Genomic DNA, 26,351 nt, shown 5'->3' on the forward strand with positions numbered 1-26,351 from the left:
CTAGCGGATCGGCATGCCCGAAAGGGTGCGGGCGATGACCAGGCGCTGGATCTCGCTCGTGCCCTCGAAGATCGTGTAGATCGCGGCGTCGCGGTGCATGCGCTCCACGGGGTACTCGCGGGTGAAGCCGTTGCCGCCGAGGATCTGGACGGCCTGGGCGCTGACCTTCTTGGCGGTCTCGCTCGCGAACAGCTTGGACATGGAGCCCTCGGCGTTCTCGAACTTCTTGCCCGTGGACGCCATCCAGGAGGCGCGCCACACCAGGAGGCGCGCGGCGTCGATCTGGGTGCGCATGTCGGCGAGCTGGAAGGCCACGCCCTGGTTGTCGATGATCGGGCGGCCGAACTGCTCACGCGTCTTCGCGTACTCCAGTGCCTCCTCGTAGGCGGCGCGGGCGGTGCCGACCGCCATGGCGCCGACGGCGGGACGCGAGGCCTCGAAGGTGGCCATCGCGGCGTTCTTCACGCGCTCGCCGCCCTTCTTGGCCTTCTCGCGCGCGCGGGCGAGGCGCTCGTCGAGCTTGTCCTTGCCGCCGAGCAGGCAGGAGCCGGGGATCCGGACGTTCTCCAGCACGACCTCGGCGGTGTGCGAGGCGCGGATGCCGTGCTTCTTGAACTTCTGGCCCTGGGACAGGCCGGGGGTGTTCGGCGGCACGATGAAGGAGGCGTGGCCCTTGGAGCCGAGCTCCGGGTCCACGGAGGCGACCACCACGTGGACGTTGGCGATGCCGCCGTTCGTCGCCCAGGTCTTGGTGCCGTTGAGGACCCACTCGTCCTTGGCCTCGTCGTAGACGGCACGCGTGCGCATGGCGGCGACGTCGGAGCCCGCGTCCGGCTCGGACGAGCAGAAGGCGGCCACCTTCACGTCGTTCACGTCGCCGTACATCTGCGGTATCCAGGTGCCGATCTGCTCCTCGGTGCCGTTGGCGAGGACGCCGACGGCGGCGAGGCCGGTGCCGACGATGGACAGGCCGATGCCCGCGTCGCCCCAGAACAGCTCCTCCATGGCCATCGGGATGCCGAGGCCCGAGGGGTCGAAGAACTGCTGCGCGTAGAAGTCCAGGGAGTAGATTCCGAGCTTGGCCGCTTCCTGGATGACCGGCCAGGGGGTCTCCTCGCGCTCGTCCCACTCGGCGGCCGCGGGGCGGATCACATCGGCGGCGAAGCCGTGAAGCCAGTCACGGACTTCCTTCTGCTCGTCGTTGAGATCCATGGTGAACTCGGCCATAACCCCTCCAGGGCGCACGCAATGCTGTGTTACTTAAGGTAACGCGAGTCTGTTACTGGCGAGTAGCCCATGTCAACCTCCGAGTGCGCGTTCGATACCGAATAGCCATGGGGTGTTACCTTTCGCGTGCGTCAGGCAATCGCAGGGGCGGGGAGAAGAACTCATGGTGACCACACAGCGGACCGATCAGCGCGCGGACCAGCAGTCCGCCGCCGAGCGTCGGCGGCGCGAGCTGCTGGAGGCCGCGGACCGCGTGGTGCTCCGGGACGGCCCAGGCGCCTCGATGAACGCGATCGCTGCGGAGGCCGGGATCACCAAGCCGATCCTGTACCGGCACTTCGGCGACAAGGGCGGCCTGTACGCGGCGCTCGCCACGCGCCACACGGACGCGCTGCTCGCCTCGCTGCGGGCCGCCCTGGACGCGCCCGCGGAGCGCCGCGAGCGCGTGGAGGCGACGCTCGACACCTACCTCGCGGCGATCGAGGCCCGTCCTCAGGTCTACCGCTTCCTCATGCATCCGTCGGAGGGCTCCCCCGCCGAATCCGGGTTCGACGTCGGACGGCACTCGTTCCCGTTGCTGCGACGGATGGGCGAGGAGCTGGCCGAGGTCATCGAGGAGCGTGTGGACCTCGGCCCGGGCAGCCAGCAGCTCGCGCGCGTCTGGGGCCACGGAATCGTCGGCATGATGCACGCCGCTGGTGACTGGTGGCTCGGTGATCGCCCGTGCGAGCGCGCCGAGTTGGTGCGCGGACTCGCCGACCTGCTGTGGGGCCGGCTCGCCGCGGCGGGCGACAAGGTGGGCGGCCCCGGGTTCTGAGCCCGCCCGCGACACCTCAGGAAGGCACGGCCCACGACGCCCTCGCCGCCTGACGCAGGACCCTCCTGCGCCGCCACCCGGTGACCCGCTCCGTGTACGTACGGCCCTCCAAATGGTCGCACTCGTGCTGGAGGCAGCGGGCGAACCAGCCCGTTCCGTGGATCACCACGGGCGCGCCCTCGACGTCGACCCCCTCCACGCGCGCGTGGTCGAAGCGGGGCGTGCCCGCCTCCAGGCCGGGGAGCGACAGACAGCCCTCGGGGCCGCGGATCACCTCGCCGTCGGCCTCGACCAGGCGCGGGTTCACGACGTGGCCGACGTGGCGCACGTCGTCGTCATCCTCACAGTCGAAGACGAACACCCGCAGGCCCTCGCCGACCTGGTTCGCCGCGAGGCCCACGCCCTGCGCCGCGTACATCGTCGCGAACATGTCCTCGACCAGGCGCGCGAGACCGGGTCCGAAGTCCGTGACCTGGGCGCAGGGTTGGTGGAGCACGGCTTCGCCGAGCAGGGTCAGGGGTCGTACGCGCCCTGAGGCGCCCGGGATCGAGCCGTGTCGCATGGCCGTAAGGGTACGGTCCAGTAGGCACCACGATGCGCTGGTGGTGCCGCTGTTCGGGCTTGTCAGAGGATCTCGATAGGCTGAGCCCATAAACGATGCCGGGGGCAGGCGCGGCGCCGTACGCAAGGAGGACCCAGGAAGATGGCAGGCAACTCGGAGCCGATGACTCCGCGCGCCAAGCTGGCCGTGACGGCCGGCCGGGCCGCGGCCGCGGTGTCGCGGGCGGCGGGCCGCGGCAGCGGATCAGTGATCGGCGGCAAGGTCGCGCTGCGGCTCGACCCCGAGCTGCTCGCGCGGGTCGCCCAGCACCTGGACGTGGTGCTCGTCTCGGCCACGAACGGCAAGACGACGACCACGCGACTGCTCGCGGAGGCCCTGCGCGCCAGCGGCCCCGTCGTCTCGAACGCGCTGGGGGCGAACATGCCCGCGGGCATCACCTCCGCCCTGGCCGGCGGCGGCGAGGCCAAGTACGGCGTGATCGAGGTCGACGAGAAGTACCTGGCCGGCGTCGCCCGCGACACCGACCCGAAGGCGATCGCGCTGCTCAACCTCTCGCGCGACCAGCTGGACCGCGCCGGTGAGACCCGCATGCTCGCCGAGAAGTGGCGCGAGGGGCTTGCCGGTTCGAAGTCCATCGTGATCGCGAACGCGGACGACCCGCTGATCGTCTGGGCCGCCTCCTCCTCGCCGAACGTGGTGTGGGTCGCCGCCGGCCAGGAGTGGAAGGACGACGCCTGGTCGTGCCCGGCGTGCGGCGGCGTGATGCAGCGCCCCGGCGACGACTGGTTCTGCGGGGAGTGCGGCTTCCGCCGGCCGACCGCGAGCTGGGCCCTCCAGGGCGACCACGTCGTGGACCCGCACGGCTCGGCCTGGCCGATCAACCTCCAGCTGCCGGGCCGCGCCAACAAGGCGAACGCGGCGACGTCGGCGGCCGTGGCCGCTTGCTTCGGCGTGCCCCCGCAGGTCGCCCTGGAGCGCATGTACCAGGTGCAGGCCGTCGCGGGCCGCTACGACGTCGTGCAGTTCCAGGACCGCGACCTGCGGCTGCTGCTCGCCAAGAACCCCGCGGGCTGGCTCGAAACGTTCACTCTGATCGACCCGCCGCCGACCCCGGTGATCCTCTCGGTGAACGCGCGGGGCGCGGACGGCACCGACACCTCCTGGCTGTGGGACGTCGACTACACGCGCCTCGCCGGACACCCGATCTGCGTGATCGGCGACCGCCGGCTCGACCTCGCGGTCCGGCTCGAGGTCGCGGGCCTGGACTTCCGGGTCTGCGAGACGCTCGACGAGGCGGTGCAGATGTCGCCGCAGGGGCGCATCGAGCTGATCGCCAACTACACCGCGTTCCAGGACGTCCGCCGGCGTGTGGGCAACTGACCCCGCCTGACGAGGACCAGCGAAGGATCATGAGCATGAGTGACAACAGCCTGCGTCTCGTGTGGGTCTACCCCGACCTCCTGAGCACCTACGGCGACCAGGGCAACGCGCTGGTGGTGGAGCGCCGCGCGCAGCAGCGCCGCCTCCAGGTCGAGCGCTACGACGTGCGCAGCGACCAGGCGGTGCCGACCTCCGGCGACATCTACCTCATCGGCGGCGGCGAGGACCGGCCGCAGCGCCTCGCGGCCGAGCGGCTGCGCCGCGACGGCGGACTGCAGCGCGCGGTGGGCAACGGCGCGATCGTCTTCTCCGTGTGCGCCGGGTACCAGATCCTCGGCCACGAGTTCGTGAACGACCTCGGTGAGCGCGAGCCCGGGCTCGGCCTGCTCGACGTCGTCTCCACGCGCGGCGAGGGCGAGCGCTGCGTCGGTGACGTACTGGGCGACATCGACCCGGAGTTGGGGCTTCCGGAGCTGACCGGCTTCGAGAACCACCAGGGCGTCACGCACCTGGGCCCCACGGCACGCGCCTTCGCCCGCACCCGCATCGGCAAGGGGAACGGGACGGGGGACGGCACCGAGGGCGCCTTCAACGACACCGTTTTCGGCACGTACATGCACGGGCCCGTGCTCGCGCGCAATCCGCAGATCGCCGACCTGCTGATCAAGCTGGCGCTCGACGTGAACGCGCTGCCGCCGGTGAACGACCACTGGTACGAGGAGCTCCGGGGCGAGCGGATCGCCGCGGCCACGACGCAGCCCGCCTGACCCGTGAAAGGGCCCTCCCCGGGGGCCCTTCGGTGCGCCCCCGCGCCCATGTGAGCAGGCCGGTCCACCAGTCGGACGCCCCGTGCGGAAGGGCCCCCGGACGCCGATAAGGTACGGGGGTCCAGCCGGACGGCGTGGTCCGGCCATCGGCCCACGTTTGCAAAGGTATTCCGGGCTTATGCGTATTGGTGTCCTCACCTCCGGCGGAGACTGCCCCGGTCTGAACGCCGTGATCCGTTCGGTCGTACACCGTGCCGTCGTCGACCACGGCGACGAGGTCATCGGCTTCCACGACGGGTGGAAGGGCCTGCTCGAGTGCGACTACCGCAAGCTGGACCTCGACGCGGTGGGCGGCATCCTCGCCCGCGGCGGCACCATCCTCGGCTCCTCCCGCGTCCAGCCCGCGCATCTGCGTGACGGCGTCGAGCGGGCCAGGGGGCACGTCGCGGACCTCGGTCTGGACGCGATCATCCCGATCGGCGGCGAGGGCACCCTGAAGGCGGCCCGCCTCCTGTCGGACAGCGGCCTCCCGATCGTCGGCGTCCCGAAGACGATCGACAACGACATCGCTGTCACCGACGTGACCTTCGGCTTCGACACGGCCGTCGGTGTCGCCACCGAGGCGCTCGACCGCCTCAAGACCACCGCCGAGTCGCACCAGCGCGTGCTGATCGTCGAGGTCATGGGGCGGCACACCGGCTGGATCGCGCTGCACTCCGGCATGGCCGCGGGCGCGCACGCCGTCGTCGTGCCGGAGCGCCCCTTCGACATCGACGAGCTGACCAAGAAGGTCGGCGAGCGGTTCGAGGCCGGCAAGAAGTTCGCCATCGTCGTCGTCGCCGAGGGCGCCAAGCCCCGGGCCGGGTCGATGGAGTACGACGAGGGCGGCAAGGACGTCTACGGCCACGAGCGCTTCGCGGGGATCGCGCGGCAGCTCTCCATCGAACTGGAGCAGCGCCTCGGCAAGGAGGCGCGCCCCGTGATCCTCGGCCATGTGCAGCGCGGCGGCACCCCCACCGCGTACGACCGCGTGCTCGCGACGCGGTTCGGCTGGCACGCCGTGGAGGCCGTGCACCGCGGCGAGTTCGGCAAGATGACGGCGCTGCGCGGCACCGACATCGTGATGACGTCGCTGGCCGAGGCCGTGCAGACGCTGAAGACGGTGCCGGACGAGCGGTACGCCGAAGCCGAGTGCGTGCTCTGACCCGTACGCCTCCCCAGCACGCGTAACTGCCCCCGGCCGATGCGACGGCCGGGGGCAGTTCTAGTCTGGGTGCGCACAATCCGTACGAAACGAGCAACAGGAGCCGGCGGATGGATCACAGCGGGCACGGCATGAACATGGATCTGCCGCCGTTCACGCTGGGGCGTGGCCTTGAATGGTCGGCCGACCCCTTCTTCCTCGTCGGGTGCCTGCTGGCGCTCGCCCTCTACGGATGGGGCGTCGTGCGCCTGACCCGCCGCGGTGACGCGTGGCCGGTGTCGCGGACGATCTCGTACGTCGTGGGCGTGCTCACCATCGGTCTGGTGATGTGCACCAAGCTCAACGACTACGGAATGGTCATGTTCAGCGTGCACATGGTGCAGCACATGGTCATCAGCATGCTGTCGCCGATCCTGCTCCTGATGGGCGCCCCGATCACGCTGGCGCTGCGGGCGCTGCCGGTGTCCGCGAAGCGCGGCAGCAAGGGGCCGCGCGAGCTGCTCCTCGCGCTGCTGCACAGCCGCTACATGCGGATCATCACGCACGCCGCCTTCACGATCCCGCTGTTCATCGCGAGCCTGTACGCGCTCTACTTCACGCCGCTCTTCGACTTCCTCATGGGGTCCAAGGTCGGCCACATCGCGATGATGGTGCACTTCCTCGCCGTCGGCCTGGTGTTCTTCTGGCCGATCATGGGCGTGGACCCGGGGCCGCACCGGCCCGGTTATGTGATGCGGATGCTGGAGCTGTTCGCGGGCATGCCGTTCCACGCCTTCTTCGGCATCGCGCTGATGATGGCGTCGACGACGATGGTCGGCACGTTCGAGAATCCGCCGGCCTCGCTGGGCATCGATCCGCTCGCCGATCAGACGGCGGCGGGCGGCATCGCCTGGGCGTTCAGCGAGGTGCCCTCGGTCCTGGTGCTGCTCGCCCTGCTCTTCCAGTGGAAGAAGTCGGAGGACCGGCAGGCCCGCCGCAAGGACCGCGCAGCGGACCGGGACGGCGACAAGGAGCTGGAGGCGTACAACGCCTATCTGGCCTCGCTCCACGGTCGCCCGCAGTAGCCGACCGGCGCGGGCAGTAGCGCCACTGCCCCGTTACGGGTGAATATGGCCTCCTGGTCGCGGCTCGGACTCCGTCCGGCTGCTGGGAGGAGGGTGTGTGATGCCCGGTTCCACGAAGACGATGGGTGCGTTCACCGTGGGCGGCCTGGTGGCCGTGACCGCCTACACGGTGGCGCTCGGCAGCAATGGGTGGCTGTGGTTCGGCTGGGTGGTGCTCGGCCTGCTCACCGTGGCGATGGTGGCGTCGCGCAGCAGCTGACGGCCGGCGCCACCGGGCTCAGAAGCGGAAGACGGGGCCCGTCGACGCCTCCATCGCGCAGGGGTTGCCGAAGGTCTTGTGCCAGGCGATCGCCTTGCCGCGGTACGTGCCGGTGGCCTCGACGGTGACCGGATCGTAGACCTGGGTGCACAGCTGCTGCTCGACCGGCAGTGCGTCCAGGTCGCCCCCGGCCGCCTCCAGGGCCGCGCAGGCCTCGGCGGGGTGCGGGTGCTCGCCCGAGGGCCGGGGCATGCAGTTCAGGTGGACGCCGCGGGTCCAGGTGTCGTCGGCGCCGGAGACGGTCAGGAACAGCTCGCGCGGCTGTTCGGGACCGGTGGTCGCGGCGGCCGCGGCGGGGGCGGCCGCGGACAGGAACAGGAACGCGGCAGCGGCCAGGTGGACGGAACGCATGCGGATGAACCTCCGGTGCTGGGACGTCAGGGTGGAAACAGGGCACCCGCCAAGGCCGCCGCCGCCAAGCGGACGCGCCGTACCGGCCCCGGACAGGGCCCGATCGGGCTCTCGCGCCGACGCTGCCGATTGGTTACTGTGCGCAAGCACGCGGCGGTACAAGCGGCAGTACAAGCGGTCCAAGTGGTTCGTGGGGGAAGGCGATCGGGATGTTCTACCGGCTGCTCAAGTACGTGATCCTCGGGCCGCTGCTGCGGCTGCTCTTCCGGCCCCGGATCGAGGGCCTGGAGCACATACCGGAATCCGGCGCCGCGATCGTCGCGGGCAATCATCTGTCGTTCGCCGATCACTTCCTGATGCCCGCGATCATCAAGCGGCGGATCACGTTCCTGGCGAAGGCCGAGTACTTCACCGGGCCGGGGCTCAAGGGCCGCCTGACGGCCGCGTTCTTCCGCAGCGCGGGCCAGATCCCGGTCGACCGCTCGGGCAAGGAGGCCGGGCAGGCGGCGATCCGCGAGGGCCTCGGGGTGCTGCGCCGCGGGGAGCTGCTCGGCATCTACCCGGAGGGCACGCGCTCGCACGACGGCCGCCTCTACAAGGGCAAGGTCGGCGTCGCCGCGATGGCGCTCAAGGCGCAGGCGCCGGTGGTCCCGTGCGCCATGATCGGCACGTTCGAGGCGCAGCCGCCCGGCCAGAAGATCCCGAAGATGCACCGGGTGACGATCCGCTTCGGCAGGCCGCTGGACTTCTCGCGCTACGTCGGGATGGACGACGAGAAGGCGATCCTGCGGGCGGTCACCGACGAGATCATGTACGCGATCCTGGAGCTGTCCGGGCAGGAGTACGTCGACAAGTACGCGGCCCTCGTGAAGGCGGAGGCCGAGGAGGAGAAGGCCCGGAAGTTCCCGCGGCTCCCGCTGAGTTGATCCCGACCCGGGTTCCGCGCGCCGTTCCGCGCTCTGCGCTGAGCAGATTCCGGGGCCCGGGCGGCCCCCGCCGACGTACGGTCCGGTCATGAAGAAGGCATTGGTGATCGGTGCGGCAGGGCAGATCGGGCGGCCCGCGGTGCGGGCGCTCGCGGCGGACGGCTGGGAGGTGACGGCGGCCTCGCGCGGCGGCGGGCGGGACGCGGGCTGGCCGGGCGAGGTGCGGGCGGTGCGGCTCGACCGGGAGGACGACGCGGCGCTCGCGGAGCTGGTCGGGGACGGCGTCGACCTCGTCGTCGACATGGTGGCCTTCACGCGGGAGCACGGGCGGCAGCTCGCGAACCTCTCGGGCCGGATCGGTTCGGCGGTGGTGATCTCCAGCGGCGCCGTCTACGAGGACGAGGCGGGCCGCAGCTTCGACACGCAGGCCGAGCCGGACGGCTGGCCCCGCTACGACGGCCCCGTGAAGGAGACCGACCGGTCGCTCGCGCCGGGCGACGCGACGTACGGGACGCGCAAGGTGCGCTTGGAGCGGGATCTGCTGGCGCTGGGCGAGGCGCTGCCGACGACCCTGCTGCGGGCGTCCGCGGTGCACGGGCCGCACTGCCGCACGCCGCGCGAGCTGTACTTCGTGAAGCGCAACCTCGACGGGCGCCGCAGGCGGGTACTCGCGTTCGGCGGGGAGAGCCGCTTCAACCCGGCGAGCGTCCGGAACGTGGCGGAGCTGGTGCGGCTCGCCGCGGCCCGTCCGGGCTCGCGGGTGCTCAATGCCGCCGACCCCGACTGCCCGACCGTCGCCGAGATCGGCACGATGATCGACGAGCTGATGGGCGTGGAGACGGAGACGGTGCTGGTGCCCGGCCCGCCGCCCGCGGAGACCGTCGGGGACACGCCGTGGTCGCTGCCGTACCCGTTCGTCTTCGACATGTCGGCCGCCGAGCGGGAGCTGGGGTACAAGCCGGTGACGACATACGCCGACGCGCTCCCGGAGACGGTCGAGTGGCTGACCGCGCGGCTGCGGGAGCAGGACTGGGAGACCGGCTTCCCGAAGATGGTCGCGTCGTACACGACCGGTCTGTTCGACTACGCGGCCGAGGACGCCTGGCTGGCGTCCCGGGCCGCGTAGCCCTATCGAACTGCTACGGCTACGGCTTGGGCGTGGCGTGCGGGGCGCACGTCACGTCCTTGCTGTCGGTCTTGCCGGTGAGCAGGTAGGTGTCGACCCGGTCGTTGATGCAGGGGTTCGTGAGACCGGTGACACCGTGCGAGCCCGCGTCCTTCTCGGTGATCAGGCGGGAGCCCTTGAACTTCTTGTGCAGCTCGACGGCGCCCTCGTACGGGGTGGCGGCGTCACGCTCGGACTGCACGATGAGAACCGGCGGCAGGCCCTTGCCGGTCTTCACGTCCAGCGGCGTCTGCTGCTTGGTCTTCCAGGTGGCGCAGGGCAGGTTCATCCACGCGTTGGACCACGTCATGAACGGGTACTTCTTGTGGAGCTCGGTGTTGTCCTTGTCCCACTTCGACCAGCTGGTGGGCCACTTGGCGTCGGCGCACTCGACGGCCGTGTAGACGGCGTTGCCGTTCTCCGCGGAGGCGTTGCCCGCGGTGTCCGACATGTCGGGGGCGGCGGCGTCGACGAGCGCCTGCGTGTCACCGGCGACGTACTTGCTCCACACCTGGGCGGTGGGCACCCACGCCGAGTCGTAGTACGGCGCGCTCTGGAAGAAGGCGATCAGTTCGGCCGGGCCGACGACCCCGCCGATGGGGTTCTTCTTCGCGGCGGCGCGCAGCGTCTCCCACTGCTGCTGCACCTTGGCGCGGGTGTCGCCGAGGTGGTAGGTCGAGTCGTTCTTGGCGACCCAGTCCTGCCAGTCCTTCCAGCGGCCCTCGAAGGCGATGTCCTGGTTCAGGTTGGCCTGGTACCAGATGTTGTCCTTCGCCGGGTTGACCACGCTGTCGACGATCATGCGGCGGACGTGGCCCGGGAAGAGCGTGCCGTAGACGGCGCCCAGGTAGGTGCCGTAGGAGACGCCCAGGTAGTTGAGCTTCTTCTCGCCGAGGGCGGCACGGATGACGTCGAGGTCGCGCGCGGTGTTCGGCGTCGTCATCTGCGGCAGCATCTCGCCGCTCTTCTCGTAGCAGCCGTCCGCGTACTCCTTGGCCAGCTTGCGCTGCGCGAGCTTGTCGGCCTCGGAGTCGGGCACCGGGTCGGCCTTCGGCGCCTTGACGTACTCCTGCGGGTCGACGCAGGAGATCGGCGCGGAGTGGCCGACGCCGCGCGGGTCGAACCCGACGAAGTCGTAGGCCTTCGCCATCTTCGCGTAGATCGGGTTCTTGGTGGTCACGCGCGTCGGGAAGCGCATGCCGGAGCCGCCGGGGCCGCCCGGGTTGTAGACGAGGGAGCCCTGGCGCTCGTCCTTGGTGCCGGTGTTGCCGATGCGGTCGACGGCGAGCTTGATCTGCTTGCCGTTCGGCTTCGCGTAGTCGAGCGGCACGCTGACCCAGCCGCACTGGATGGGCTTGGCGATGCCCCAGTCCGCGGGGCAGTCCTTCCAGTCGATGCCGGTCTTCGCGGCCCTGGCGGCGGCGAGGGCGGCGCCGCGCGCCTGCAGATTGGCGGTGCTCGCACCGGACTTCTGGGCGTCGGCCTGGGCGGCGGGGGCGGTGACCGCGCCCGCTATCAGCGCCGCCGCGGCGAACGCGCCCGCGGAGCCGATCACCGCCTTCCGGCTGCCGCGCGCTGTCTGTCTGGTCCGTCTCAAGTCAGGCCTCCCGCACATCGATTCGATCCGTACGTCGATCGTGTTGCTGATCGGTACGCGGATCCTGACGCGTGCAGTGCCCCTGACAACAGAGACATCGGGTGTTCTTTACCAATCCGATAAACGGTATAACTCGCCCGGTGAGCGGATCAGGCCAGTCGGCCCAACGCCTCGTCGAGCGTCCTGCGCAGCCGCAGGGCGTCCGGCGCCACCGCCGTGACCAGCACGGCAGGGCCCGCCAGCGGCGTGAGCGAGGCCGTTCCGGTCTCGTCGAGCAGCGCGGCGGACGGCTTCTCCGTCTCGAATTCCGGGCGTACGACGATCAGTTGGCCGAGTGCCCGGTGCCCGGCGAGCACGGCGGGGCCGTCCCAGCCACCGGGCGCGCCCGGGCCGCACGCCAGCTCCTGGTCGAGCAGCGGGCGCCCCGCCCGGTACACGGTGAGCCGGCTGGTGAGCCGGCCGGGCTCCTCCGCCACGCGTCCGAGCACTTGCTCCTCGCGCAGCACGAGCCGCGCGCCCGGAGCGAGTTCGGCGCGCGTGTGGACCCGCAGATCGCTTCCGCCCGCCGAGATCAGCTGTTCCGGCAGCCAGTCGAGGCGGGCCCCGTCGGCGACCTCGATCCGTACGTCGTAGTGGGCGGGGTCCTTGGCCTGGCCCGGCAGCGCGATGGTCGCGGCGATGGAGCCCACGTGCAGATGGGCGCCCTCCTCTGCACGGGCCTCCACGGTGAGGTGGTCGCCGCCGAGCGGTCCGCTCATGGCGCCGACGAGCATCACCCGGGACTCGGCGGGCGCCGCGCCGCGCGTGCGGCGCAGCGCGAACGAGCCCTCGCCCGCCATGACGGGCAGCGCGGTCCCGCCCCGGCCGTCGCCGCGCGCGACGATCCGGGCGGTGGACCGGACTCCGGCGCTCACGCGGTCCACGCGGCGAGCTGCGAGCGCACCCAGGCCGCGACGTCCCCGACGCCGACCTCGGAGCGCAGGGACTGCAGCACGACGGGGAGCTCGGCGCGCGCCTCCTTGGCGTCGGCCTCCATCCGGGCGAGGTCGGAGCCGACGTACGGGGCGAGGTCGGTCTTGTTGATGACGAGCAGGTCGGCGGTGGTGACGCCGGGGCCGCCCTTGCGCGGGATGTCGTCGCCGCCGGCGACGTCGATCACGAAGATCTGCGCGTCGATGAGGCCCTTGGAGAAGGTGGCGGTGAGGTTGTCGCCGCCGGACTCGATGAGGATCAGGTCGAGCGGGCCGACCTCGTCCTCCAGGTCCTCGACGGCCTCCAGGTTCGCGGAGATGTCGTCGCGGATCGCGGTGTGCGGGCAGGCGCCCGTCTCCACGGCGGTGATCCGCTCGGGCGGCAGTACGGCCTCGCGCAGCAGGAAGGCGGCGTCCTCGCGGGTGTAGATGTCGTTCGTGACGACGGCGAGCGAGAGCTCCTCGCGCAGCGCGCGGCACAGCGCGGCGACGGTCGCCGTCTTGCCCGAACCGACGGGCCCACCGAGCCCGATCCGCAGCGCGCGCCGGGTACCGTCGGGCCGGTGGGCGTCGGCGGAGACGGCGGAGGCTTCGTCGTGGTGGTGTCCAAGGTGCATAGAAATCACGGCTCCAAGGTGAGGATTCGCCGTTCCGACTGGCGTAGCGACCAGCCCGTCCGGCGATTGAGGACAAGGGGGGTCCGGGGGCGAAGCCCCCGGGGTGCGGCGGGTCGACGACATCTAGGACGCGAACAGCCGCACGGGCCAAGCCGCATGCGCCTCGGCCCCGATCTCCAGCAGCGGCGCGGACCCGGCGGGCAACGCGTCGACACCGAGCTCGACGGCCCGCCCGGCCGCCTCCACGGCATCGGCCACCACCCGGTCGACCTCGGGCGCGAGCCTCGCCAGCACCCCGGTGGCGTCGAACGGGTCGAGGCTCAGCAACCGCACCACGGCGGTGGCGGCCCCACCCACCCCTTCGTACGCGGAGCAGTACGCGGCGTCCTCCGCCCCGAGCCCCGCGGCGCGCGCGGCGAGCCCGAGCACGACGGGCTGGTGCGCCCCCTTGGGGAACTGCCGTGCCAGGGCGTCGAGTTCGGGATGCGGCCAGGTGGCACGCGCGGCCCGCATCATCTGCCGGCCGAGCTTGCGCGCGACGACCCGCAGCGCGGCCGACGGCGTCCGTGCGTCGGCCGCCGTGTCGAGCGTGCCGGGGTCGATGCCGAGCGCGGCCGCCGCGGCGAGGGCAGCGGTCACGGCGCCGCTGGTGTGCAGGCGGCCCCGGCAGAACTCCTCCAGGCTCGCCGCGTCGGTGATGCGGCCCGCCTTGACGGCGGCCTCCGCCCCACCGGAGTGCGCGTGCCCTCCGGCGGGAAAGCGGCCGTCGGCCAGGACGAGCAGTGCGGCGCGCGTCATGACGTACGCGCCCGGCTCGTGCCAGTCCGCATCAGAACAGGAAGTACCGCTGCGCGAGCGGCAGTTCGGCGGCGGGAGCGGGCTCGACGAGCTCGCCGTCGATGGTCACGGCGAACGAGTCGGCCGCGACCTCGACGCGCGGCAGGGCGTCGTTGTTGACCATGTCGGACTTGCCGCGGCCACGGGTGGAGTGGATCGGCACGAACGAGCGCCCGAGCCCGAGCCGCTCCGGCAGCCCGTCCTCGATCGCCCACTCGCTGGTGAAGTTGACCGAGTTGGCCTGCGGCGCCTTGCCGTACGCCCCGTACATCGGGCGCGGCAGCACCGGCTGCGGCGTCGGGATCGACCCGTTGGCGTCGCCCATCTGCGCGTACGCGATCTGTCCGCCCTTGACGACGAGCTGCGGCTTCACGCCGAAGAACTTCGGGTCCCAGAGCACCAGGTCGGCGAGCTTGCCGGGCTCGACGGAGCCGACCTCGTGGTCGATGCCCTGCGAAACGGCGGCGTTGATCGTGTACTTGGCGACGTAGCGGCGGGCCCGCGCGTTGTCGGCGCGGGTGTCGCCGGGCAGGAAGCCGCGGCGGCGCTTCATCACGTGCGCGGTCTGCCAGGTCCGCATGATGACCTCGCCGACGCGGCCCATGGCCTGCGAGTCCGAGGACATGATGGAGATGGCGCCGAGGTCGTGCAGGATGTCCTCGGCCGCGATGGTGGTGGGCCGGATCCGGGACTCGGCGAAGGCCAGGTCCTCGGGCACCGCCGGGTTGAGGTGGTGGCAGACCATCAGCATGTCGAGGTGTTCCTCGACGGTGTTGACGGTGTGCGGCCGGGTCGGGTTCGTGGACGACGGCAGCATGTTGGGCAGCGACACCGCGGTGATCATGTCGGGCGCGTGCCCGCCGCCCGCGCCCTCGACGTGGAACGCGTGCAGGGTTCGCCCGGCGACCGCGTCGAAGGTGTCCTGGACGAAGCCCGCCTCGTTCAACGTGTCGGAGTGGATGGCGAGTTGGACGCCGGACTCCTCACAGATGTCGAGGCAGGCGTCGATCACGGCCGGGGTCGCGCCCCAGTCCTCGTGGATCTTGAAGCCGATGGCGCCGCCGCGCAGCTGGGCGCGCATCGAGTCCTTCGACATGGTGTTGCCCTTGCCGAGGAAGCCGATGTTGACCGGGCTGTTCTCCATCGCCGCGAACATCCGGGCGAGGTGCCAGGAGCCGGGGGTGATGGTGGTCGCCTTGGAGCCCTCCGCGGGGCCCGTGCCGCCGCCCACCAGCGTGGTGACACCGGAGGCGAGGGCCTCGTCGAACTGGGTCGGCGAGATGAAGTGGATGTGGGTGTCGATGCCGCCCGCGGTGACGATCTTGCCGTTGCCCGCGATGACTTCGGTGTCCGGGCCGAGGACGAGGTCGGGGTGGACGCCGTCCATCGTGTCCGGGTTGCCGGCCTTGCCGATCGCCGTGATGCGGCCGTCGCGGATGCCGATGTCGGCCTTGACGATGCCCCAGTGGTCGATGATCACGGCACCGGTGATGACCGTGTCCGGGGTGCCGTCGGCGCGCGTGGCGCGCGACTGGCCCATCGACTCGCGGATGACCTTGCCGCCGCCGAAGACCGCCTCGTCGCCGGAGAGGCCGGGGCCGCCGGAGCGGTCCTCCTCGATCTCGACGAGCAGGTCGGTGTCGGCGAGCCGGATGCGGTCGCCCGCGGTGGGGCCGAACAGATCGGCGTAGGCGGCACGGGACAGCTCAGGCATCGAGGGCACCTCCGGTCTCGCCGCGCAGGCCGGTGACGATGCGGTTGCCTGCGAGGGCTACGAGTTCGACGTCGACGGGGATGCCGGGCTCGAAGCGAACGGCGGTGCCCGCGGCGATGTTCAGCCGCTTGCCGCGGGCGGCGGCGCGGTCGAAGTCGAGGCCGGGGTTGGCCTCGTAGAAGTGGTAGTGGGAGCCGACCTGGATGGGGCGGTCGGCGGAGTTGAGGACCGTCATACGTATGACGTCGCGGTCCTCGTTGTACACGACGGGTTCGTCGGCGAAGAGGATCTCTCCGGGAATCATGGCTTCCGCTCCCCCGTCAGACGATCGGCTCGTGGACGGTGACGAGCTTGGTGCCGTCCGGGAACGTCGCCTCGACCTGCACGTCGTGGATCATCTCGGGGATGCCGTCCATGACGTCGTCACGGGTGAGCAACTTGCGGCCGGACGCCATGAGTTCGGCGACCGTGCGCCCGTCCCGGGCACCTTCGAGAATGTGCGAGGTGATCAGCGCGACCGCCTCGGGATGATTGAGCTTGAGACCCCGGGCCCGACGCTTCTCGGCGACGTCGGATGCCACATGGATGAGCAGTCTTTCCTGCTCGTGCGGGGTCAGTTGCACGATCCACCTCACAGTCCTTCATGCCGAGCCGTGCGGGCTCGGCTGCCGCGGCCACCGCGACGGGTCTAGATGTAACACACAAGGAATACGGACACCTGTGCGGACCCCTGCCCCTAAAAGGGGTCGATGACCTGGGACTGAAGGCTAATTGAGCGGAGTTTCAACGGCGTTAACCGACGCTTGACCGTCTTATTGCTGAACGCCGACCGCGCTACCTGATCTCCGGACCGCGGTGCTCGGCGGCAATACCGAACCTTTGCTGTTCGCCTGGAGCGGACGCCAGGGAGCCAATCCGTGACACAGACGTGATCACAGGTTCATCCACGGAGTCCCCCGCGGGCTCCCCCATCGCCTCGAGTCGCTCCAGGTCGGCGGCCGAGACCAGGGCGACGAGCGGCTTGCCGTGCCGGGTGACGACCACGCGCTCCCCGCCGTACACGACGCGGTTGATCAGGTCGGCGAGCTCAGCCCTGGCTTGCGTCACCGGAATCTCGTAGCCCATGCTCACCATCGTACGTCATGTACGTCCTGTACATTTTTGGAGAAGCGGGTACTGAAGCCAGGTACTGCATGCAGCCAGGTCTTGAAGCAGCGTCTTGAGGAGGCACCATGCCCCGTCCGTCCGGCCGCTACGTTCTGCCCGAGTTCACCGAGCGCACCAGTTCGGGCAGTCGCACCCTCGACCCGTACTCGAAGCTTCTGGAAGAGCGGATCGTCTTCCTCGGGACGCCGATCGACGACATCTCGGCGAACGATGTGATGGCGCAGTTCATGCACCTCGAGCACCAGGACCCCGACCGGGACATCTCCCTGTACATCAACTCGCCGGGCGGCTCGTTCAGCGCGATGACCGCGCTCTACGACACGATGCAGTTCGTCGGCTGCGACGTCGCCACGACCTGCCTGGGGCAGTGCTCGTCCGTGGCCGCCGTGCTGCTCGCGGCGGGGACGCCGGGCAAGCGGATGACGCTGCCCGGCGCGCGCGTGGTGATCGACCAGCCCTCGCTGCCCGAGCCGGCCCAGGGCCAGCCGAGCGACCTGGAGATCTACGCGAGTGAACTCACGCGCATGCGCGACCAGTTGGAGGAGCTGCTCGCCCGGCACAGCGGGCGCAGCAAGGCACAGGTCGGCGCGGACATCGAGCGGGACACCGTGCTGACGGCCGAACAGGCGCTGGAGTACGGCCTGGTGGACCACGTCGTCGAGAACCGCACCGCCACGCTGCGCTCCCCCGGCGCGAGGTGATCGGCCGATGTATCCGCCCGAACTGCCGCCGCTGCCCGCGATGACTCGCGCCGAGTGCGAGCTCGTGGACCGCTATCTGGAGGTGGTCGACCTCATCGCGCGGATCAACCCCGCCCGGGGCGACGACACCTACAGCGGACTGCGCGCGGCGCAGGCGCTGGTGAGCCGGGCCGTCGAACTGCGGGACGCGCTGAACCTGATGCACCAGAGGGGCGAGAGCCGGGTGCACGCGAGCACGCTGGCGCGGGCGCTGCGCGTCCTGGACGGGGAGCGGCGCACCAATCGCGTCACGCTTCCTTCAGAACCGGTCGGTTGAAGTCGGTTCGAGTCAACCGAAGTCGCAGACCGCTCACGGGACATCCCGAGCCGCCACGCCGCGACCCAAACGACCCGGATGGGGTACCTCGGACGGCCTAGCCTCCAGTACGGAAATGAGCCCGGCAAAGTTGCGCACGAGCCGTAGGAGGCCGCCGGAATGTGGCCTTCCGCCCCTGGTACGGGGCTCGTCGGGCCTCGTCGGGCAGGGGCGAAAGCCGCAGCGTCCACCCGAACGGGTCAAGCGTGACGAGCCTCACTTACCGCCGGTTCAACTCGGTTTTCGCCGCTGCCGTGCGTGAAGATCCGTTGCGACGACAAGCCCCCGCCGCCGCGGCGGGGCGGTCCGCACGGACGCCGAGTCCTGCCGCCGTGCGGATGCCAGGTCGACAGGAGTGCATCGGCAGGAGTGGAGGACCCGAGCACGACGGGCCCCCGACGCGCCTCGACTTCAGGCCGCGCCGGACGGCCCTTGGGGTGAAGCCGCACCATGCGGCCGGGCAACTTCGCCACCCGAACCCGACAGGTCATCCTTCACAGGCGGTTGACGAAGGGTTGCGCATGACTGCGCTGAATCGTGTTCCGTCGCTGCTGACCCGGGCGGGCACCGCCTCCGCCCTCTCCCTCGCCGTCGCCGGCGCTGGACTCATGGTCCCCGGCGCCGCATCCGAGGCATCGGCGGCAACGGCATCCGTCAAGGCACTGAAGGTCGCCGCGTCCAAGAAGGGTGCACCGTACAAGTGGGGCGCCGCGGGGCCGCACCGGTTCGACTGCTCCGGCCTCACGCTCTACTCGTTCAAGCGGGCGGGAAAGAAGCTGCCGCGCACGGCGGCCCAGCAGTACAACAAGACCAAGCACATCTCCAGGTCCCATCGCACACGCGGTGACCTGGTGTTCTTCCGCTCCGGCCGGAGCATCTACCACGTCGGCATCTACGCCGGCAACGGCCGCATCTGGCACTCCCCGAAGACCGGGTCCGTAGTCCGTCTGGAGCGGATCTGGACGAACAGCGTGTCCTACGGCCGAGTGCGGTGAGCCGCCGAGCTCGCGCTTGAGCGGGCCCCGAGCGGATACTCGTAGGGGATGCATGAGCGCAACGAGACGCCGCTGGAACGCGCCGATCGGAACTTCGGGGAACTCCTTCAGGAGCTCCGGGTCACCCAGACCGGCGTGCAGTTCCTGTTCGCGTTCTTGCTGACACTCGCGTTCACCCCCCGCTTCCCGTCGCTCGACACGGTCCAACGGACCACCTATGTCACGACGTTGCTTCTCACGGTCATCGCGGCCGCGCTGTTCACGGCGCCGGCCGCGGTGCACCGGGTGCTGTTCCAACTCGGCGCGAAGCGGCTGATCGTGCGGGTGTCCTCGCGGCTCGCGGCGTACGGGATGGCGGCGCTCGTGCTCGCGCTGAGCGGGTCCGTGCTGCTCGTGGTCGACGTGACGGTCGGCAGGGCCGGTGGCATCGCCGCGGGCGCCGGGGCGTTCTGCGTCTGTACGGGGCTGTGGGGACTGCTCCCGTGGCTGATGCGGCGGGCCGTCCTCAGGCGGGACGGCTGACCGGGGCGGCCCACGGCAGCGTGATCCACACCGTCTTGCCGCCCTCCGGGGTCGGGCGCACCGTCAGGGTGCCGCCGCACTCCGCGGTGAGACAGCGGATGATGACCATCCCCCGCCCGTTGTCCTGCTGGACCGCGGCCGGCAGCCGCTTGGGGTAGCGGGGATGGCTGTCGGTGACGCCGATGCGCAGCTGCTCGTCGCGCTCCAGCTCCATGTCGACGGTGAACGTGGGCGACTGCCCGAGGGTGTGCTGCACCGCGTTCGTCGCGAGTTCGGACACGATCAGGCGGACGGTGTCCGCCGCGTCGCTCCCCGATGCCATGCCCCACTCCGCGAGCACGGAGGCGACATACCTGCGGGCGGCCGAGACCGAGGCGGGATCGCTCGGCAGCGTGACGGATGCTTCCTGGTGGTCTGCCATGGCGACGTGTCCCTTTCCCGCCGAGGTGGCTCGTCCGGCCTCGCGGATCGCTCGCGCGCGGGCCCCGGCAACTGCTTCGCGCCAGATTGCCACTTGGACCTACCAGTGTGGTGCCGATCCCCCAAGATATGCATATATCTGTCGCTCGATGCGGTGAACTCTGCGACGGTAGACCGTATTTGGGCCGGGGCACGCCGCGTCCTCTACCGTCGGCTCAGACACGCGTCCCGTGCGGGCCGGGAGGGAGCCCGGCCGGGTGGCGCGAGGAGCCCGAGGAGTCCTCCATGAAATACGGTCCCGCGGTACGCCGCCGCAAGCTCGGTGCCGAATTGCGGACGCTGCGCGTCCAGGCCGGCCTCACGAGCGGGGAGGCGGCCCGGCTCGTCGGCTGGCACCAGTCGAAGGTGAGCAGGATCGAGACAGGGCGCAGTGGCGTGAAGCCTTCGGACGTGCTGCGGCTGCTCGACGCCTTCGAGGCCCGCGACCCCCGACTGCGCGAGCTGGTGGTCGCGTTGGCCGGCGGTGACGAGGCGGGCGGGCACCACTGGTGGCACGCGTACCGCGGTCTGCTGCCGCCCGCGTACCGCGATTTCATCAGTCTCGAGTCCCAGGCGTGCCGCATCAGGACTCTGGAGACGAGCGTCGTACCAGGGCTTCTGCAGACACCCGAGTACGCGCACGCGGTGACACGTTCGGTGCTGAACGGGGCGCCGGACCGGCACATCGACGCCCTGGTGGAGGTGCGGCTCGCACGCCAGGACGTGCTGCGCGCCGAGCCGCCGCTGCGGCTCACCGCCGTGCTCGACGAGGCGGTGCTGCGCAGGGAGGTGGGCGGGAGCGGTGTGCTGCGGCGGCAGTTGACACATCTGGCCGAGGCGGCGTCCATGCCGCATGTCCGGATCCACGTGCTTCCGTTCTCGTCAGGAGGTCATATCGGCCTGACGGGACCTTTCGTTGTGTTCTCTTTTCCGAACACATCTGATCTGGATGTGGTTGTTCTCGACCATTTGACGAGTAGCCTCTACCTCGAACGGAAAGAAGACCTCAAGGCGTACACGGACGCCTTTGACGCTCTTCTGCTCCATGCCAGGTCACCCGAGGATTCACTGGAATTCATCGCAAAGATTGCCGGGTAAGCGAGGACGCCGACACCTCGTCGTGCGCCGGCACCGCGTGAGGAGGCACCATGACCATTGCCTGCAGTACGTCGCTGAGCGGAGTCCGATGGCGGCGCAGCAGCCGCAGCACGGGCGCCAACAACTGCGTGGAGACAGCCCCGTTGAGGACGAGCGTGACGACCGGCCTGCTGGCCGTCCGCGACTCCAAGCACACGGCGGGACCCGCGCTCCTGTTCACGTCCGAGACATGGCGGAGCTTCGTCAACTCCCTGCGGTAGACGCCCCCTTGGGGGCGGTGCGGCTGATCACCCGGACGGCCTCGGCGACCTCGGTCTCCGTGAGGTCGGCGCGGGCGGTCAGCCGCAGCCGTGCGATGCCGTCGGGCACGGAGGGCGGCCGGAAGCACCCCACGGAGAGCCCGGCGTCCCGGCAGTCGGCCGCCCAGCGGACGGCCGCGTCGGGCGAGGGGGCGCGCACGGAGACGACCGCCGCGTCGGGGCGCACCGCCAACAGGCCTTCACCTGCGAGTAGTTGATGCATGGTCGTCGCCACGTGCCGTGCGCGCGCGGCACGTTCGGGTTCGCGGCGCAGCAGTCGCAGCGCCGCGAGGGCCGCACCGCACGCGGCAGGGGCGAGGCCCGTGTCGAAGATGAACGTGCGGGCCGCGTTGACGAGATGGTCGATGACATGGGCCGGGCCGAGGACCGCGCCGCCCTGACTGCCGAGCGACTTGGACAGGGTGACACTGACGACGGTGTCCGCGGCGCCCGCGAGGCCCGCCTCGTACGGGACACCGCGCCCGCCGGGGCCCACGACACCGAGCCCGTGTGCGTCGTCGATGATCAGTCCCGCCCCGAACTCCCTTGCCGCCTGCGCCAGTTCGACCACGGGCGCGCGGTCGCCGTCGACCGAGAACACCGAGTCGGTGACGACTACGGCCGGGCCTTCATGCGTGCCGAGTGCCTTGCGGACGGCTTCCGGGTCCGCGTGCGGAGCCACTTGGGTGGCGCCCCGGGCGAGCCGGCACCCGTCGATCAGCGAGGCGTGGTTGCCCGCGTCGGACACGATCAGTGACCCGTGCGGCGCGAGCGCGGTGACGGCCGCGAGGTTCGCCGCGTACCCCGAGGAGAACACGAGGGCCGCCTCGAAGCCGCAGAACTCGGCGAGTTCCCGCTCCAGTCGGGCGTGCAGCTCGGTGCTGCCCGTCACCAGGCGGGACCCGGTGGCCCCCGCGCCCCACCGGCGCGCCGCCTCGGCCGCGCCCTCGACGACCTCGGAGTGCCGGGCGAGGCCCAGATAGTCATTGCTCGCGAGGTCGAGCACCGGGTTGTCCGCGGGGCGCGGGCGCAGGGTGCGGACGAGTCCCGCGGCCTCGCGGGCGCGCCGCTGTGCGCCGATCCAGCCGAACGCGGGTGTGTGGGGCGTGGCCATGTGTCCCTCTGCGAGTCCGGCGACGGGTGAGCGGTGCTTTGTAGGTAATGCACAGACACTAGCGCCCGCGCCACTCGGGCAGGGTGTGGCAATACCCACACGACGTACGCCGTCCTTTGTAGAGAGTCTCCTTTCCCCGGGAGCACGGGATAGGTAAGGATCAGGGCCCATGGACCTGCTGAACACGCTGGTGGACAAGGGGCTTCGGCGCGAACTGCCGAGCCGTGAAGAGGCGCTCGCGGTACTCGCGACGTCGGACGACGAACTGCTCGACGTGGTGGCCGCGGCCGGCAAGGTGCGCCGCCAATGGTTCGGGCGGCGGGTGAAACTCAACTATCTGGTGAACCTCAAGTCGGGCCTGTGCCCGGAGGACTGCTCGTACTGCTCGCAGCGCCTGGGTTCGAAGGCGGAGATCCTCAAGTACACCTGGCTGAAGCCCGACGAGGCCTCGAAGGCGGCGGCCGCCGGGGTCGCGGGCGGCGCCAAGCGGGTGTGTCTGGTGGCGAGCGGACGCGGGCCCACGGACAAGGACGTGGACCGGGTCGCGAAGACCATCGACGCCATCAAGTCCGAGAACGAGGGCGTGGAGGTGTGCGCCTGCCTCGGCCTCCTCGACGAGGGCCAGGCGGAGCGGCTGCGCGGCGCGGGAGCCGACGCGTACAACCACAACCTCAACACCTCCGAGGCGACGTACGGCGACATCACCACGACGCACACCTACGCGGACCGCGTCGACACCGTGAAGAAGGCGCACGAAGCGGGTCTTTCCGCCTGTTCCGGCCTGATCGCGGGCATGGGCGAGCGCGACGAGGACCTGGTCGACGTCGTGTACGGGCTGCGTGAACTGGACCCCGACTCGGTGCCGGTGAACTTCCTGATCCCGTTCGAGGGGACACCCCTGGCCAAGGAGTGGAACCTGACGCCGCAGCGGTGTCTGCGGATCCTGGCCATGGTGCGGTTCGTGTGCCCGGACGTGGAGGTGCGGATCGCGGGCGGCCGCGAGGTGCACCTGCGGTCGATGCAGCCGCTCGCGCTGCACATCGCCAACTCCATCTTCCTGGGCGACTACTTGACCAGCGAGGGCCAGGCCGGGAAGACCGACCTGGACATGATCGCGGACGCCGGGTTCGAGGTGGAGGGCACGGAGCAGGTGACCCTGCCGGAGCACCGCGCGGTGGGTGGCTGCGGTTCGACGTGTGCGCCGTCGGCGTCGCCGGAGACCGAAATCAAGGTCGACACCGATGGGGCGCGCACCGATCTCGTCGCCGTACGCCGCCGGGGCGCTGGGACGGATCTGGCGCCCAATGCCTGAGCTGAACGTGGCCGAACTGCTCGACCTGGACCGGCGGCACGTCTGGCACCCGTACGGTCCGATGCCCGGCGCGCAGGCACCCCTGGTCGTCGAGTCGGCGGCCGGGGTGCGGCTGCGGGTCGCCGGGCACGGCGAACTGGTGGACGGCATGTCGTCGTGGTGGTCGGCGATCCACGGCTACCGTCACCCGGTCCTCGACGAGGCGGCGCGCGGCCAGTTGGGACGGATGAGCCATGTGATGTTCGGCGGTCTGACGCACGAGCCGGCGGTACGGCTCGTGGAGCGCCTGGTCGACATGTCGCCGGAGGGCCTGGAGCATGTGTTCCTCGCCGACTCGGGATCGGTGTCGGTCGAGGTGGCACTGAAGATGTGTCTGCAGTACTGGCGCTCGCTCGGCCGGCCCGAGAAGCGGCGGATGCTGACGTGGCGCGGCGGGTACCACGGTGACACCTGGCAGCCGATGTCCGTGTGCGACCCGCAGGGCGGGATGCACGGGCTGTGGGCGGGTGTGCTGCAGGAGCAGATCTTCGTGCCCGAGCCGCCGAGCGGTTTCGACGCGTACGACGAGTCGTACGCGGAGCGGCTGCGGGAGGCGATCGGCCGGCACGCGCACGAGGTGGCGGCCGTGATCGTGGAGCCGGTGGTGCAGGGCGCGGGCGGCATGCGGTTCCACTCCCCCGCGTATCTGCGGGTGCTGCGGGAGGCATGCGACGCGCACGACGTCCTGCTGGTGTTCGACGAGATCGCCACGGGCTTCGGGCGGACCGGTGAGCTGTTCGCGGCCGGGCACGCGGGGGTGTCGCCCGATGTGATGTGCGTCGGGAAGGCGCTGACCGGCGGCTATCTCACGATGGCGGCGACCCTGTGCACGCCGCGGGTCGCCGAGGGGATCTCGCGCGGCGAGGTGCCGGTGCTCGCGCACGGGCCGACGTTCATGGGGAACCCGCTGGCGTCGGCCGTCGCGTGCGCGTCGATCGATGTGCTGCTCGAGCAGGACTGGCGCAGTGAGGTGAAGCGGATCGGGGCGGGGCTGAGTGACGCCCTGTCAGCGGCCTGGGACGTGCCCGGGGTTCGGGACGTACGGGTCCTGGGAGCCATCGGTGTCGTGCAGCTCGACCACGAGGTCGACATGGCCGCGGCGACGCGGGCCGCCGTCGCGGAGGGTGTGTGGCTGCGGCCGTTCCGGGACCTCGTCTACACGATGCCGCCGTATGTGACGGGCGACGAGGACGTGGCCCGGATCGGCCGTGCGGTGTGCGCGGTCGCCGCGGCCGCTTCGACTTCGAGGGAAGGGTGAGTGCCGCGGTGGGTGTGCTGGTGGTGACCGGGACCGGGACCGAGGTCGGCAAGACCGTGACGACGGCCGCACTTGCGGCCGTCGCGGCGCGGTCGGGGCGTTCGGTGGCCGTGCTCAAACCGGCGCAGACGGGCGTCGCACCCGGGGAGCCGGGGGACGTGGACGAGGTGGTGCGGCTCGCCGGGGACGCGGTGACGGGCGTCGAGCTGGCCCGGTATCCGGAGCCGCTGGCGCCGGGGACGGCGGCGGCGCGGGCGGGGCTCGCGCCGGTGCGGCCGCCGCAGATCGTCGAGGCCGTCGACAAGTTGGCGGCCTCGCACGACCTCGTGCTCGTCGAGGGCGCGGGCGGCCTGCTCGTGCGCCTCGACGAGGAGGGCTCGACGCTGGCGGACGTGGCGGGCCCGCTCGGGGCGCCGGTCCTCGTGGTCGCGGCGGCGGGCCTCGGGACGCTGAACACCGTGCAGCTGACGGCTGAGGCGTTGCGCTCGCGCGGCCTTCGCCAGGCGGGCGTCGTCATCGGCAGCTGGCCCCGGGAGCCGGATCTCGCGGAGCGCTGCAATGTCGCGGACCTGCCGGTGGTGGCGGACGCGGAACTGCTGGGGGCGGTGCCCGCGGGGGCCGGGGCGATGTCGCCGGAGGCGTTCCGGGCCGGGGCCGGGGCGTGGCTGGGGCCGGAGTTGGGCGGGGTGTGGGACGGGCCGGAGTTCGCACGGCACACGGCTCCCGGGAGCCTGCGACCTGGTGAAGGGTGCGCGGAACCGGGGTTCGGGCAAGAAGGAGGGTAGGGGGCGGCCACCCGGAGGAGGCGTCATCGTGGGCAAGGCACAGTCAGTGTTCGCCAGGAGGACGAAGGCGCGCGGCGACACCGTTCGGCACCCCGTGTTCGCGCGGTACTACGCGAAGGTGATCGAGCGCGTCGAGCCCATGATGGCCCCCGTGCGCGGCGAGCTCGTCGCCGGGCTCTCCGGGCGCGTACTGGAGATCGGGGCCGGGACCGGGATCGGTTTCGGGCACTACCCGGCCACCGTCTCCGAGGTCGTCGCCATCGAACCGGAGCGCACCCTGCGCCGGATCGCCCTCGACGCGGCACAGCGCGTGGACGTGCCGGTCGACGTCGTGCCCGGTGTCGCGGAGGCGCTGCCCGTGAAGAGCGAGGCGTACGACGCCGTGGTGCTCAGCACCGTGCTGTGCAGCGTGCGGAGTGTGGACCGCGCCCTGCGCGAGGTGCGGCGCGTGCTGCGCCCCGGCGGTGAGGTGCGGTTCTTCGAACACGTACGGGCCGAGGGACGCGGCATGCGCCTCGTGCAGGGAGCCCTCGACCGGACCGTCTGGCCCCTGTGCGTCGGCGGCTGCCATCTGCGGCGGGACGTCCTCGGCTCGCTGCGCGCGGCCGGCTTCGAGCTGGGCGCCCACCGGACGCTGACGATGCCGGGGCACGGGCCCCGGCAGCCGATGTCGTACTGCGTACTGGGCACGGCCAGGCGCCCCGTGGAACCCGGCGACGGCGCGTAGCC

At 71.0% G+C, this 26,351-nt stretch carries 31 protein-coding genes; 18 read left to right on the plus strand and 13 right to left on the minus strand.

Going from position 1 to position 26,351, the window contains the following annotated elements:
• Window positions 1–1,227, minus strand: coding sequence for an acyl-CoA dehydrogenase family protein (locus tag ACZ7L4_RS39415; RefSeq protein ID WP_450813190.1), 1,227 nt, complete (start codon window positions 1,225–1,227; stop codon window positions 1–3).
• Between the two features lie 163 nt (window positions 1,228–1,390).
• Between ACZ7L4_RS39415 and ACZ7L4_RS39420 the strand changes: the two genes are divergently transcribed.
• A complete protein-coding gene (locus tag ACZ7L4_RS39420) occupies window positions 1,391–2,044 on the plus strand; it encodes a TetR/AcrR family transcriptional regulator (RefSeq protein ID WP_450813192.1) in 654 nt (217 codons plus the stop codon).
• A 16-nt stretch (window positions 2,045–2,060) separates the two neighbouring features.
• On the opposite strand, the gene def is transcribed toward ACZ7L4_RS39420, so the two are convergent.
• Window positions 2,061–2,606 carry a peptide deformylase gene (def, locus tag ACZ7L4_RS39425; RefSeq protein ID WP_472109884.1) on the minus strand — a complete coding sequence of 182 codons (546 nt, stop codon included), beginning with the start codon at window positions 2,604–2,606 and terminating at the stop codon, window positions 2,061–2,063.
• Window positions 2,607–2,747: 141 nt separating this feature from the next.
• Here def and ACZ7L4_RS39430 point away from each other — a divergent pair, with 141 nt between their 5' ends.
• The 5 genes from ACZ7L4_RS39430 (at window position 2,748) to ACZ7L4_RS39450 (ending at window position 7,280) form a co-directional block, all read left to right on the plus strand.
• Window positions 2,748–3,986, plus strand: a complete 1,239-nt coding sequence (locus tag ACZ7L4_RS39430; RefSeq protein WP_472109885.1) for a MurT ligase domain-containing protein — start codon at window positions 2,748–2,750, stop codon at window positions 3,984–3,986.
• Between the two features lie 35 nt (window positions 3,987–4,021).
• The gene (locus tag ACZ7L4_RS39435) at window positions 4,022–4,753 is read left to right on the plus strand and encodes a type 1 glutamine amidotransferase (RefSeq protein ID WP_472109886.1); all 732 of its coding nucleotides are present in this window, start codon (window positions 4,022–4,024) and stop codon (window positions 4,751–4,753) included.
• A 178-nt stretch (window positions 4,754–4,931) separates the two neighbouring features.
• A complete protein-coding gene (locus ACZ7L4_RS39440; RefSeq protein ID WP_472109887.1) occupies window positions 4,932–5,957 on the plus strand; it encodes a 6-phosphofructokinase in 1,026 nt (341 codons plus the stop codon).
• 110 nt (window positions 5,958–6,067) lie between these two features.
• Window positions 6,068–7,021, plus strand: coding sequence for a cytochrome c oxidase assembly protein (locus ACZ7L4_RS39445; RefSeq protein WP_422405878.1), 954 nt, complete (start codon window positions 6,068–6,070; stop codon window positions 7,019–7,021).
• A 100-nt stretch (window positions 7,022–7,121) separates the two neighbouring features.
• Window positions 7,122–7,280, plus strand: coding sequence for a hypothetical protein (locus ACZ7L4_RS39450; protein WP_326020160.1), 159 nt, complete (start codon window positions 7,122–7,124; stop codon window positions 7,278–7,280).
• Window positions 7,281–7,298: 18 nt separating this feature from the next.
• On the opposite strand, the gene ACZ7L4_RS39455 is transcribed toward ACZ7L4_RS39450, so the two are convergent.
• Window positions 7,299–7,691 carry an SSI family serine proteinase inhibitor gene (locus ACZ7L4_RS39455; RefSeq protein ID WP_472109888.1) on the minus strand — a complete coding sequence of 131 codons (393 nt, stop codon included), beginning with the start codon at window positions 7,689–7,691 and terminating at the stop codon, window positions 7,299–7,301.
• A gap of 209 nt (window positions 7,692–7,900) precedes the next feature.
• On the opposite strand from ACZ7L4_RS39455, the gene ACZ7L4_RS39460 reads away from it, so the two are divergent.
• On the plus strand, window positions 7,901–8,617 hold the full coding sequence (locus ACZ7L4_RS39460) for a lysophospholipid acyltransferase family protein (protein WP_472109889.1): 717 nt from the start codon (window positions 7,901–7,903) through the stop codon (window positions 8,615–8,617).
• Window positions 8,618–8,705: 88 nt separating this feature from the next.
• Entirely contained in the window at window positions 8,706–9,743 is a 1,038-nt protein-coding gene (locus ACZ7L4_RS39465) for an NAD-dependent epimerase/dehydratase family protein (RefSeq protein WP_472109890.1), read from the plus strand.
• Window positions 9,744–9,762: 19 nt separating this feature from the next.
• Here the strand turns inward: ACZ7L4_RS39465 and ACZ7L4_RS39470 are convergent, their stop codons facing one another.
• The 8 genes from ACZ7L4_RS39470 to ACZ7L4_RS39505 all read right to left on the minus strand — a co-directional run bounded on the left by ACZ7L4_RS39470 (window position 9,763) and on the right by ACZ7L4_RS39505 (window position 16,643).
• Entirely contained in the window at window positions 9,763–11,379 is a 1,617-nt protein-coding gene (locus ACZ7L4_RS39470; RefSeq protein ID WP_472109891.1) for an alpha/beta hydrolase, read from the minus strand.
• A gap of 149 nt (window positions 11,380–11,528) precedes the next feature.
• A complete protein-coding gene (locus tag ACZ7L4_RS39475) occupies window positions 11,529–12,293 on the minus strand; it encodes an urease accessory protein UreD (protein ID WP_472109892.1) in 765 nt (254 codons plus the stop codon).
• Entirely contained in the window at window positions 12,290–12,967 is a 678-nt protein-coding gene (gene ureG / locus ACZ7L4_RS39480; RefSeq protein WP_472110021.1) for an urease accessory protein UreG, read from the minus strand. The genes ACZ7L4_RS39475 and ureG overlap by 4 nt, the downstream gene beginning before the upstream one ends.
• Window positions 12,968–13,090: 123 nt before the next feature.
• Window positions 13,091–13,765: an urease accessory protein UreF gene (locus ACZ7L4_RS39485; RefSeq protein WP_472109893.1), complete on the minus strand. Its 675-nt coding sequence runs from the start codon at window positions 13,763–13,765 to the stop codon at window positions 13,091–13,093.
• Between the two features lie 31 nt (window positions 13,766–13,796).
• Complete coding sequence (locus ACZ7L4_RS39490; RefSeq protein WP_472109894.1) at window positions 13,797–15,518, minus strand: urease subunit alpha; 1,722 nt, start codon at window positions 15,516–15,518, stop codon at window positions 13,797–13,799.
• On the minus strand, window positions 15,511–15,822 hold the full coding sequence (locus tag ACZ7L4_RS39495) for an urease subunit beta (RefSeq protein WP_472109895.1): 312 nt from the start codon (window positions 15,820–15,822) through the stop codon (window positions 15,511–15,513). Before ACZ7L4_RS39495 ends, ACZ7L4_RS39490 begins: the two co-directional genes overlap by 8 nt.
• Window positions 15,823–15,838: 16 nt before the next feature.
• Window positions 15,839–16,141, minus strand: coding sequence for an urease subunit gamma (locus ACZ7L4_RS39500; RefSeq protein WP_326020178.1), 303 nt, complete (start codon window positions 16,139–16,141; stop codon window positions 15,839–15,841).
• 211 nt (window positions 16,142–16,352) lie between these two features.
• Window positions 16,353–16,643 carry a type II toxin-antitoxin system Phd/YefM family antitoxin gene (locus ACZ7L4_RS39505; RefSeq protein WP_472109896.1) on the minus strand — a complete coding sequence of 97 codons (291 nt, stop codon included), beginning with the start codon at window positions 16,641–16,643 and terminating at the stop codon, window positions 16,353–16,355.
• A 107-nt stretch (window positions 16,644–16,750) separates the two neighbouring features.
• On the opposite strand from ACZ7L4_RS39505, the gene ACZ7L4_RS39510 reads away from it, so the two are divergent.
• From ACZ7L4_RS39510 to ACZ7L4_RS39525, 4 genes are all read left to right on the plus strand, one after another.
• Window positions 16,751–17,386: an ATP-dependent Clp protease proteolytic subunit gene (locus tag ACZ7L4_RS39510; protein ID WP_472109897.1), complete on the plus strand. Its 636-nt coding sequence runs from the start codon at window positions 16,751–16,753 to the stop codon at window positions 17,384–17,386.
• Window positions 17,387–17,393: 7 nt separating this feature from the next.
• Window positions 17,394–17,702, plus strand: a complete 309-nt coding sequence (locus ACZ7L4_RS39515) for a hypothetical protein (protein WP_422479212.1) — start codon at window positions 17,394–17,396, stop codon at window positions 17,700–17,702.
• 560 nt (window positions 17,703–18,262) lie between these two features.
• Complete coding sequence (locus ACZ7L4_RS39520; RefSeq protein ID WP_450813215.1) at window positions 18,263–18,736, plus strand: C40 family peptidase; 474 nt, start codon at window positions 18,263–18,265, stop codon at window positions 18,734–18,736.
• A 48-nt stretch (window positions 18,737–18,784) separates the two neighbouring features.
• Window positions 18,785–19,258 (plus strand): DUF6328 family protein, encoded by a 474-nt coding sequence (locus tag ACZ7L4_RS39525; RefSeq protein ID WP_472109898.1) that lies wholly within the window; start codon window positions 18,785–18,787, stop codon window positions 19,256–19,258.
• On the opposite strand, the gene ACZ7L4_RS39530 is transcribed toward ACZ7L4_RS39525, so the two are convergent.
• A complete protein-coding gene (locus tag ACZ7L4_RS39530; protein ID WP_472109899.1) occupies window positions 19,242–19,679 on the minus strand; it encodes an ATP-binding protein in 438 nt (145 codons plus the stop codon). The genes ACZ7L4_RS39525 and ACZ7L4_RS39530 overlap by 17 nt on opposite strands.
• Before the next feature lie 284 nt (window positions 19,680–19,963).
• Here ACZ7L4_RS39530 and ACZ7L4_RS39535 point away from each other — a divergent pair, with 284 nt between their 5' ends.
• Window positions 19,964–20,815 carry a helix-turn-helix domain-containing protein gene (locus ACZ7L4_RS39535; protein WP_472109900.1) on the plus strand — a complete coding sequence of 284 codons (852 nt, stop codon included), beginning with the start codon at window positions 19,964–19,966 and terminating at the stop codon, window positions 20,813–20,815.
• Window positions 20,816–20,865: 50 nt separating this feature from the next.
• Window positions 20,866–21,075: a DUF397 domain-containing protein gene (locus tag ACZ7L4_RS39540; RefSeq protein ID WP_450813220.1), complete on the plus strand. Its 210-nt coding sequence runs from the start codon at window positions 20,866–20,868 to the stop codon at window positions 21,073–21,075.
• On the opposite strand, the gene ACZ7L4_RS39545 is transcribed toward ACZ7L4_RS39540, so the two are convergent.
• Entirely contained in the window at window positions 21,059–22,228 is a 1,170-nt protein-coding gene (locus ACZ7L4_RS39545) for an 8-amino-7-oxononanoate synthase (protein WP_472109901.1), read from the minus strand. The genes ACZ7L4_RS39540 and ACZ7L4_RS39545 overlap by 17 nt on opposite strands.
• Before the next feature lie 169 nt (window positions 22,229–22,397).
• Between ACZ7L4_RS39545 and bioB the strand changes: the two genes are divergently transcribed.
• The 4 genes from bioB to ACZ7L4_RS39565 are packed head-to-tail and all read left to right on the plus strand — an operon-like array spanning window position 22,398 to window position 26,349.
• The gene (gene bioB, locus ACZ7L4_RS39550; RefSeq protein WP_472109902.1) at window positions 22,398–23,540 is read left to right on the plus strand and encodes a biotin synthase BioB; all 1,143 of its coding nucleotides are present in this window, start codon (window positions 22,398–22,400) and stop codon (window positions 23,538–23,540) included.
• Window positions 23,533–24,837 carry an adenosylmethionine--8-amino-7-oxononanoate transaminase gene (locus ACZ7L4_RS39555; RefSeq protein ID WP_472109903.1) on the plus strand — a complete coding sequence of 435 codons (1,305 nt, stop codon included), beginning with the start codon at window positions 23,533–23,535 and terminating at the stop codon, window positions 24,835–24,837. The genes bioB and ACZ7L4_RS39555 overlap by 8 nt, the downstream gene beginning before the upstream one ends.
• Before the next feature lie 8 nt (window positions 24,838–24,845).
• Window positions 24,846–25,622 (plus strand): dethiobiotin synthase, encoded by a 777-nt coding sequence (bioD, locus tag ACZ7L4_RS39560; protein ID WP_472110022.1) that lies wholly within the window; start codon window positions 24,846–24,848, stop codon window positions 25,620–25,622.
• Window positions 25,623–25,650: 28 nt separating this feature from the next.
• Window positions 25,651–26,349 carry a class I SAM-dependent methyltransferase gene (locus tag ACZ7L4_RS39565; protein ID WP_472109904.1) on the plus strand — a complete coding sequence of 233 codons (699 nt, stop codon included), beginning with the start codon at window positions 25,651–25,653 and terminating at the stop codon, window positions 26,347–26,349.
• Window positions 26,350–26,351 lie beyond the last annotated feature (2 nt).

Source organism: Streptomyces sp. NPDC107575 (genome assembly GCF_055657265.1).

Excerpts from the sequence above, each read along its gene's own strand:
- ACZ7L4_RS39520 (WP_450813215.1), top strand. The coding sequence starts at position 18,263 with ATGACTGCGCTGAATCGTGTTCCGTCGCTGCTGACCCGGGCGGGCACC.
- ACZ7L4_RS39505 (WP_472109896.1), bottom strand. The coding sequence starts at position 16,643 with ATGGGCTACGAGATTCCGGTGACGCAAGCCAGGGCTGAGCTCGCCGAC.
- ACZ7L4_RS39450 (WP_326020160.1), top strand. The coding sequence starts at position 7,122 with ATGCCCGGTTCCACGAAGACGATGGGTGCGTTCACCGTGGGCGGCCTG.
- ACZ7L4_RS39535 (WP_472109900.1), top strand. The coding sequence starts at position 19,964 with ATGAAATACGGTCCCGCGGTACGCCGCCGCAAGCTCGGTGCCGAATTG.
- ACZ7L4_RS39465 (WP_472109890.1), top strand. The coding sequence starts at position 8,706 with ATGAAGAAGGCATTGGTGATCGGTGCGGCAGGGCAGATCGGGCGGCCC.
- ACZ7L4_RS39435 (WP_472109886.1), top strand. The coding sequence starts at position 4,022 with ATGAGTGACAACAGCCTGCGTCTCGTGTGGGTCTACCCCGACCTCCTG.
- ACZ7L4_RS39415 (WP_450813190.1), bottom strand. The coding sequence starts at position 1,227 with ATGGCCGAGTTCACCATGGATCTCAACGACGAGCAGAAGGAAGTCCGT.
- ACZ7L4_RS39440 (WP_472109887.1), top strand. The coding sequence starts at position 4,932 with ATGCGTATTGGTGTCCTCACCTCCGGCGGAGACTGCCCCGGTCTGAAC.
- ureG (WP_472110021.1), bottom strand. The coding sequence starts at position 12,967 with ATGCACCTTGGACACCACCACGACGAAGCCTCCGCCGTCTCCGCCGAC.
- ACZ7L4_RS39490 (WP_472109894.1), bottom strand. The coding sequence starts at position 15,518 with ATGCCTGAGCTGTCCCGTGCCGCCTACGCCGATCTGTTCGGCCCCACC.
- def (WP_472109884.1), bottom strand. The coding sequence starts at position 2,606 with ATGCGACACGGCTCGATCCCGGGCGCCTCAGGGCGCGTACGACCCCTG.
- ACZ7L4_RS39455 (WP_472109888.1), bottom strand. The coding sequence starts at position 7,691 with ATGCGTTCCGTCCACCTGGCCGCTGCCGCGTTCCTGTTCCTGTCCGCG.
- ACZ7L4_RS39485 (WP_472109893.1), bottom strand. The coding sequence starts at position 13,765 with ATGACGCGCGCCGCACTGCTCGTCCTGGCCGACGGCCGCTTTCCCGCC.
- ACZ7L4_RS39445 (WP_422405878.1), top strand. The coding sequence starts at position 6,068 with ATGGATCACAGCGGGCACGGCATGAACATGGATCTGCCGCCGTTCACG.
- ACZ7L4_RS39430 (WP_472109885.1), top strand. The coding sequence starts at position 2,748 with ATGGCAGGCAACTCGGAGCCGATGACTCCGCGCGCCAAGCTGGCCGTG.
- ACZ7L4_RS39495 (WP_472109895.1), bottom strand. The coding sequence starts at position 15,822 with ATGATTCCCGGAGAGATCCTCTTCGCCGACGAACCCGTCGTGTACAAC.
- ACZ7L4_RS39540 (WP_450813220.1), top strand. The coding sequence starts at position 20,866 with ATGACCATTGCCTGCAGTACGTCGCTGAGCGGAGTCCGATGGCGGCGC.
- ACZ7L4_RS39530 (WP_472109899.1), bottom strand. The coding sequence starts at position 19,679 with ATGGCAGACCACCAGGAAGCATCCGTCACGCTGCCGAGCGATCCCGCC.
- ACZ7L4_RS39545 (WP_472109901.1), bottom strand. The coding sequence starts at position 22,228 with ATGGCCACGCCCCACACACCCGCGTTCGGCTGGATCGGCGCACAGCGG.
- bioB (WP_472109902.1), top strand. The coding sequence starts at position 22,398 with ATGGACCTGCTGAACACGCTGGTGGACAAGGGGCTTCGGCGCGAACTG.
- ACZ7L4_RS39525 (WP_472109898.1), top strand. The coding sequence starts at position 18,785 with ATGCATGAGCGCAACGAGACGCCGCTGGAACGCGCCGATCGGAACTTC.
- ACZ7L4_RS39420 (WP_450813192.1), top strand. The coding sequence starts at position 1,391 with ATGGTGACCACACAGCGGACCGATCAGCGCGCGGACCAGCAGTCCGCC.
- ACZ7L4_RS39555 (WP_472109903.1), top strand. The coding sequence starts at position 23,533 with ATGCCTGAGCTGAACGTGGCCGAACTGCTCGACCTGGACCGGCGGCAC.
- ACZ7L4_RS39515 (WP_422479212.1), top strand. The coding sequence starts at position 17,394 with ATGTATCCGCCCGAACTGCCGCCGCTGCCCGCGATGACTCGCGCCGAG.
- ACZ7L4_RS39510 (WP_472109897.1), top strand. The coding sequence starts at position 16,751 with ATGCCCCGTCCGTCCGGCCGCTACGTTCTGCCCGAGTTCACCGAGCGC.
- ACZ7L4_RS39460 (WP_472109889.1), top strand. The coding sequence starts at position 7,901 with ATGTTCTACCGGCTGCTCAAGTACGTGATCCTCGGGCCGCTGCTGCGG.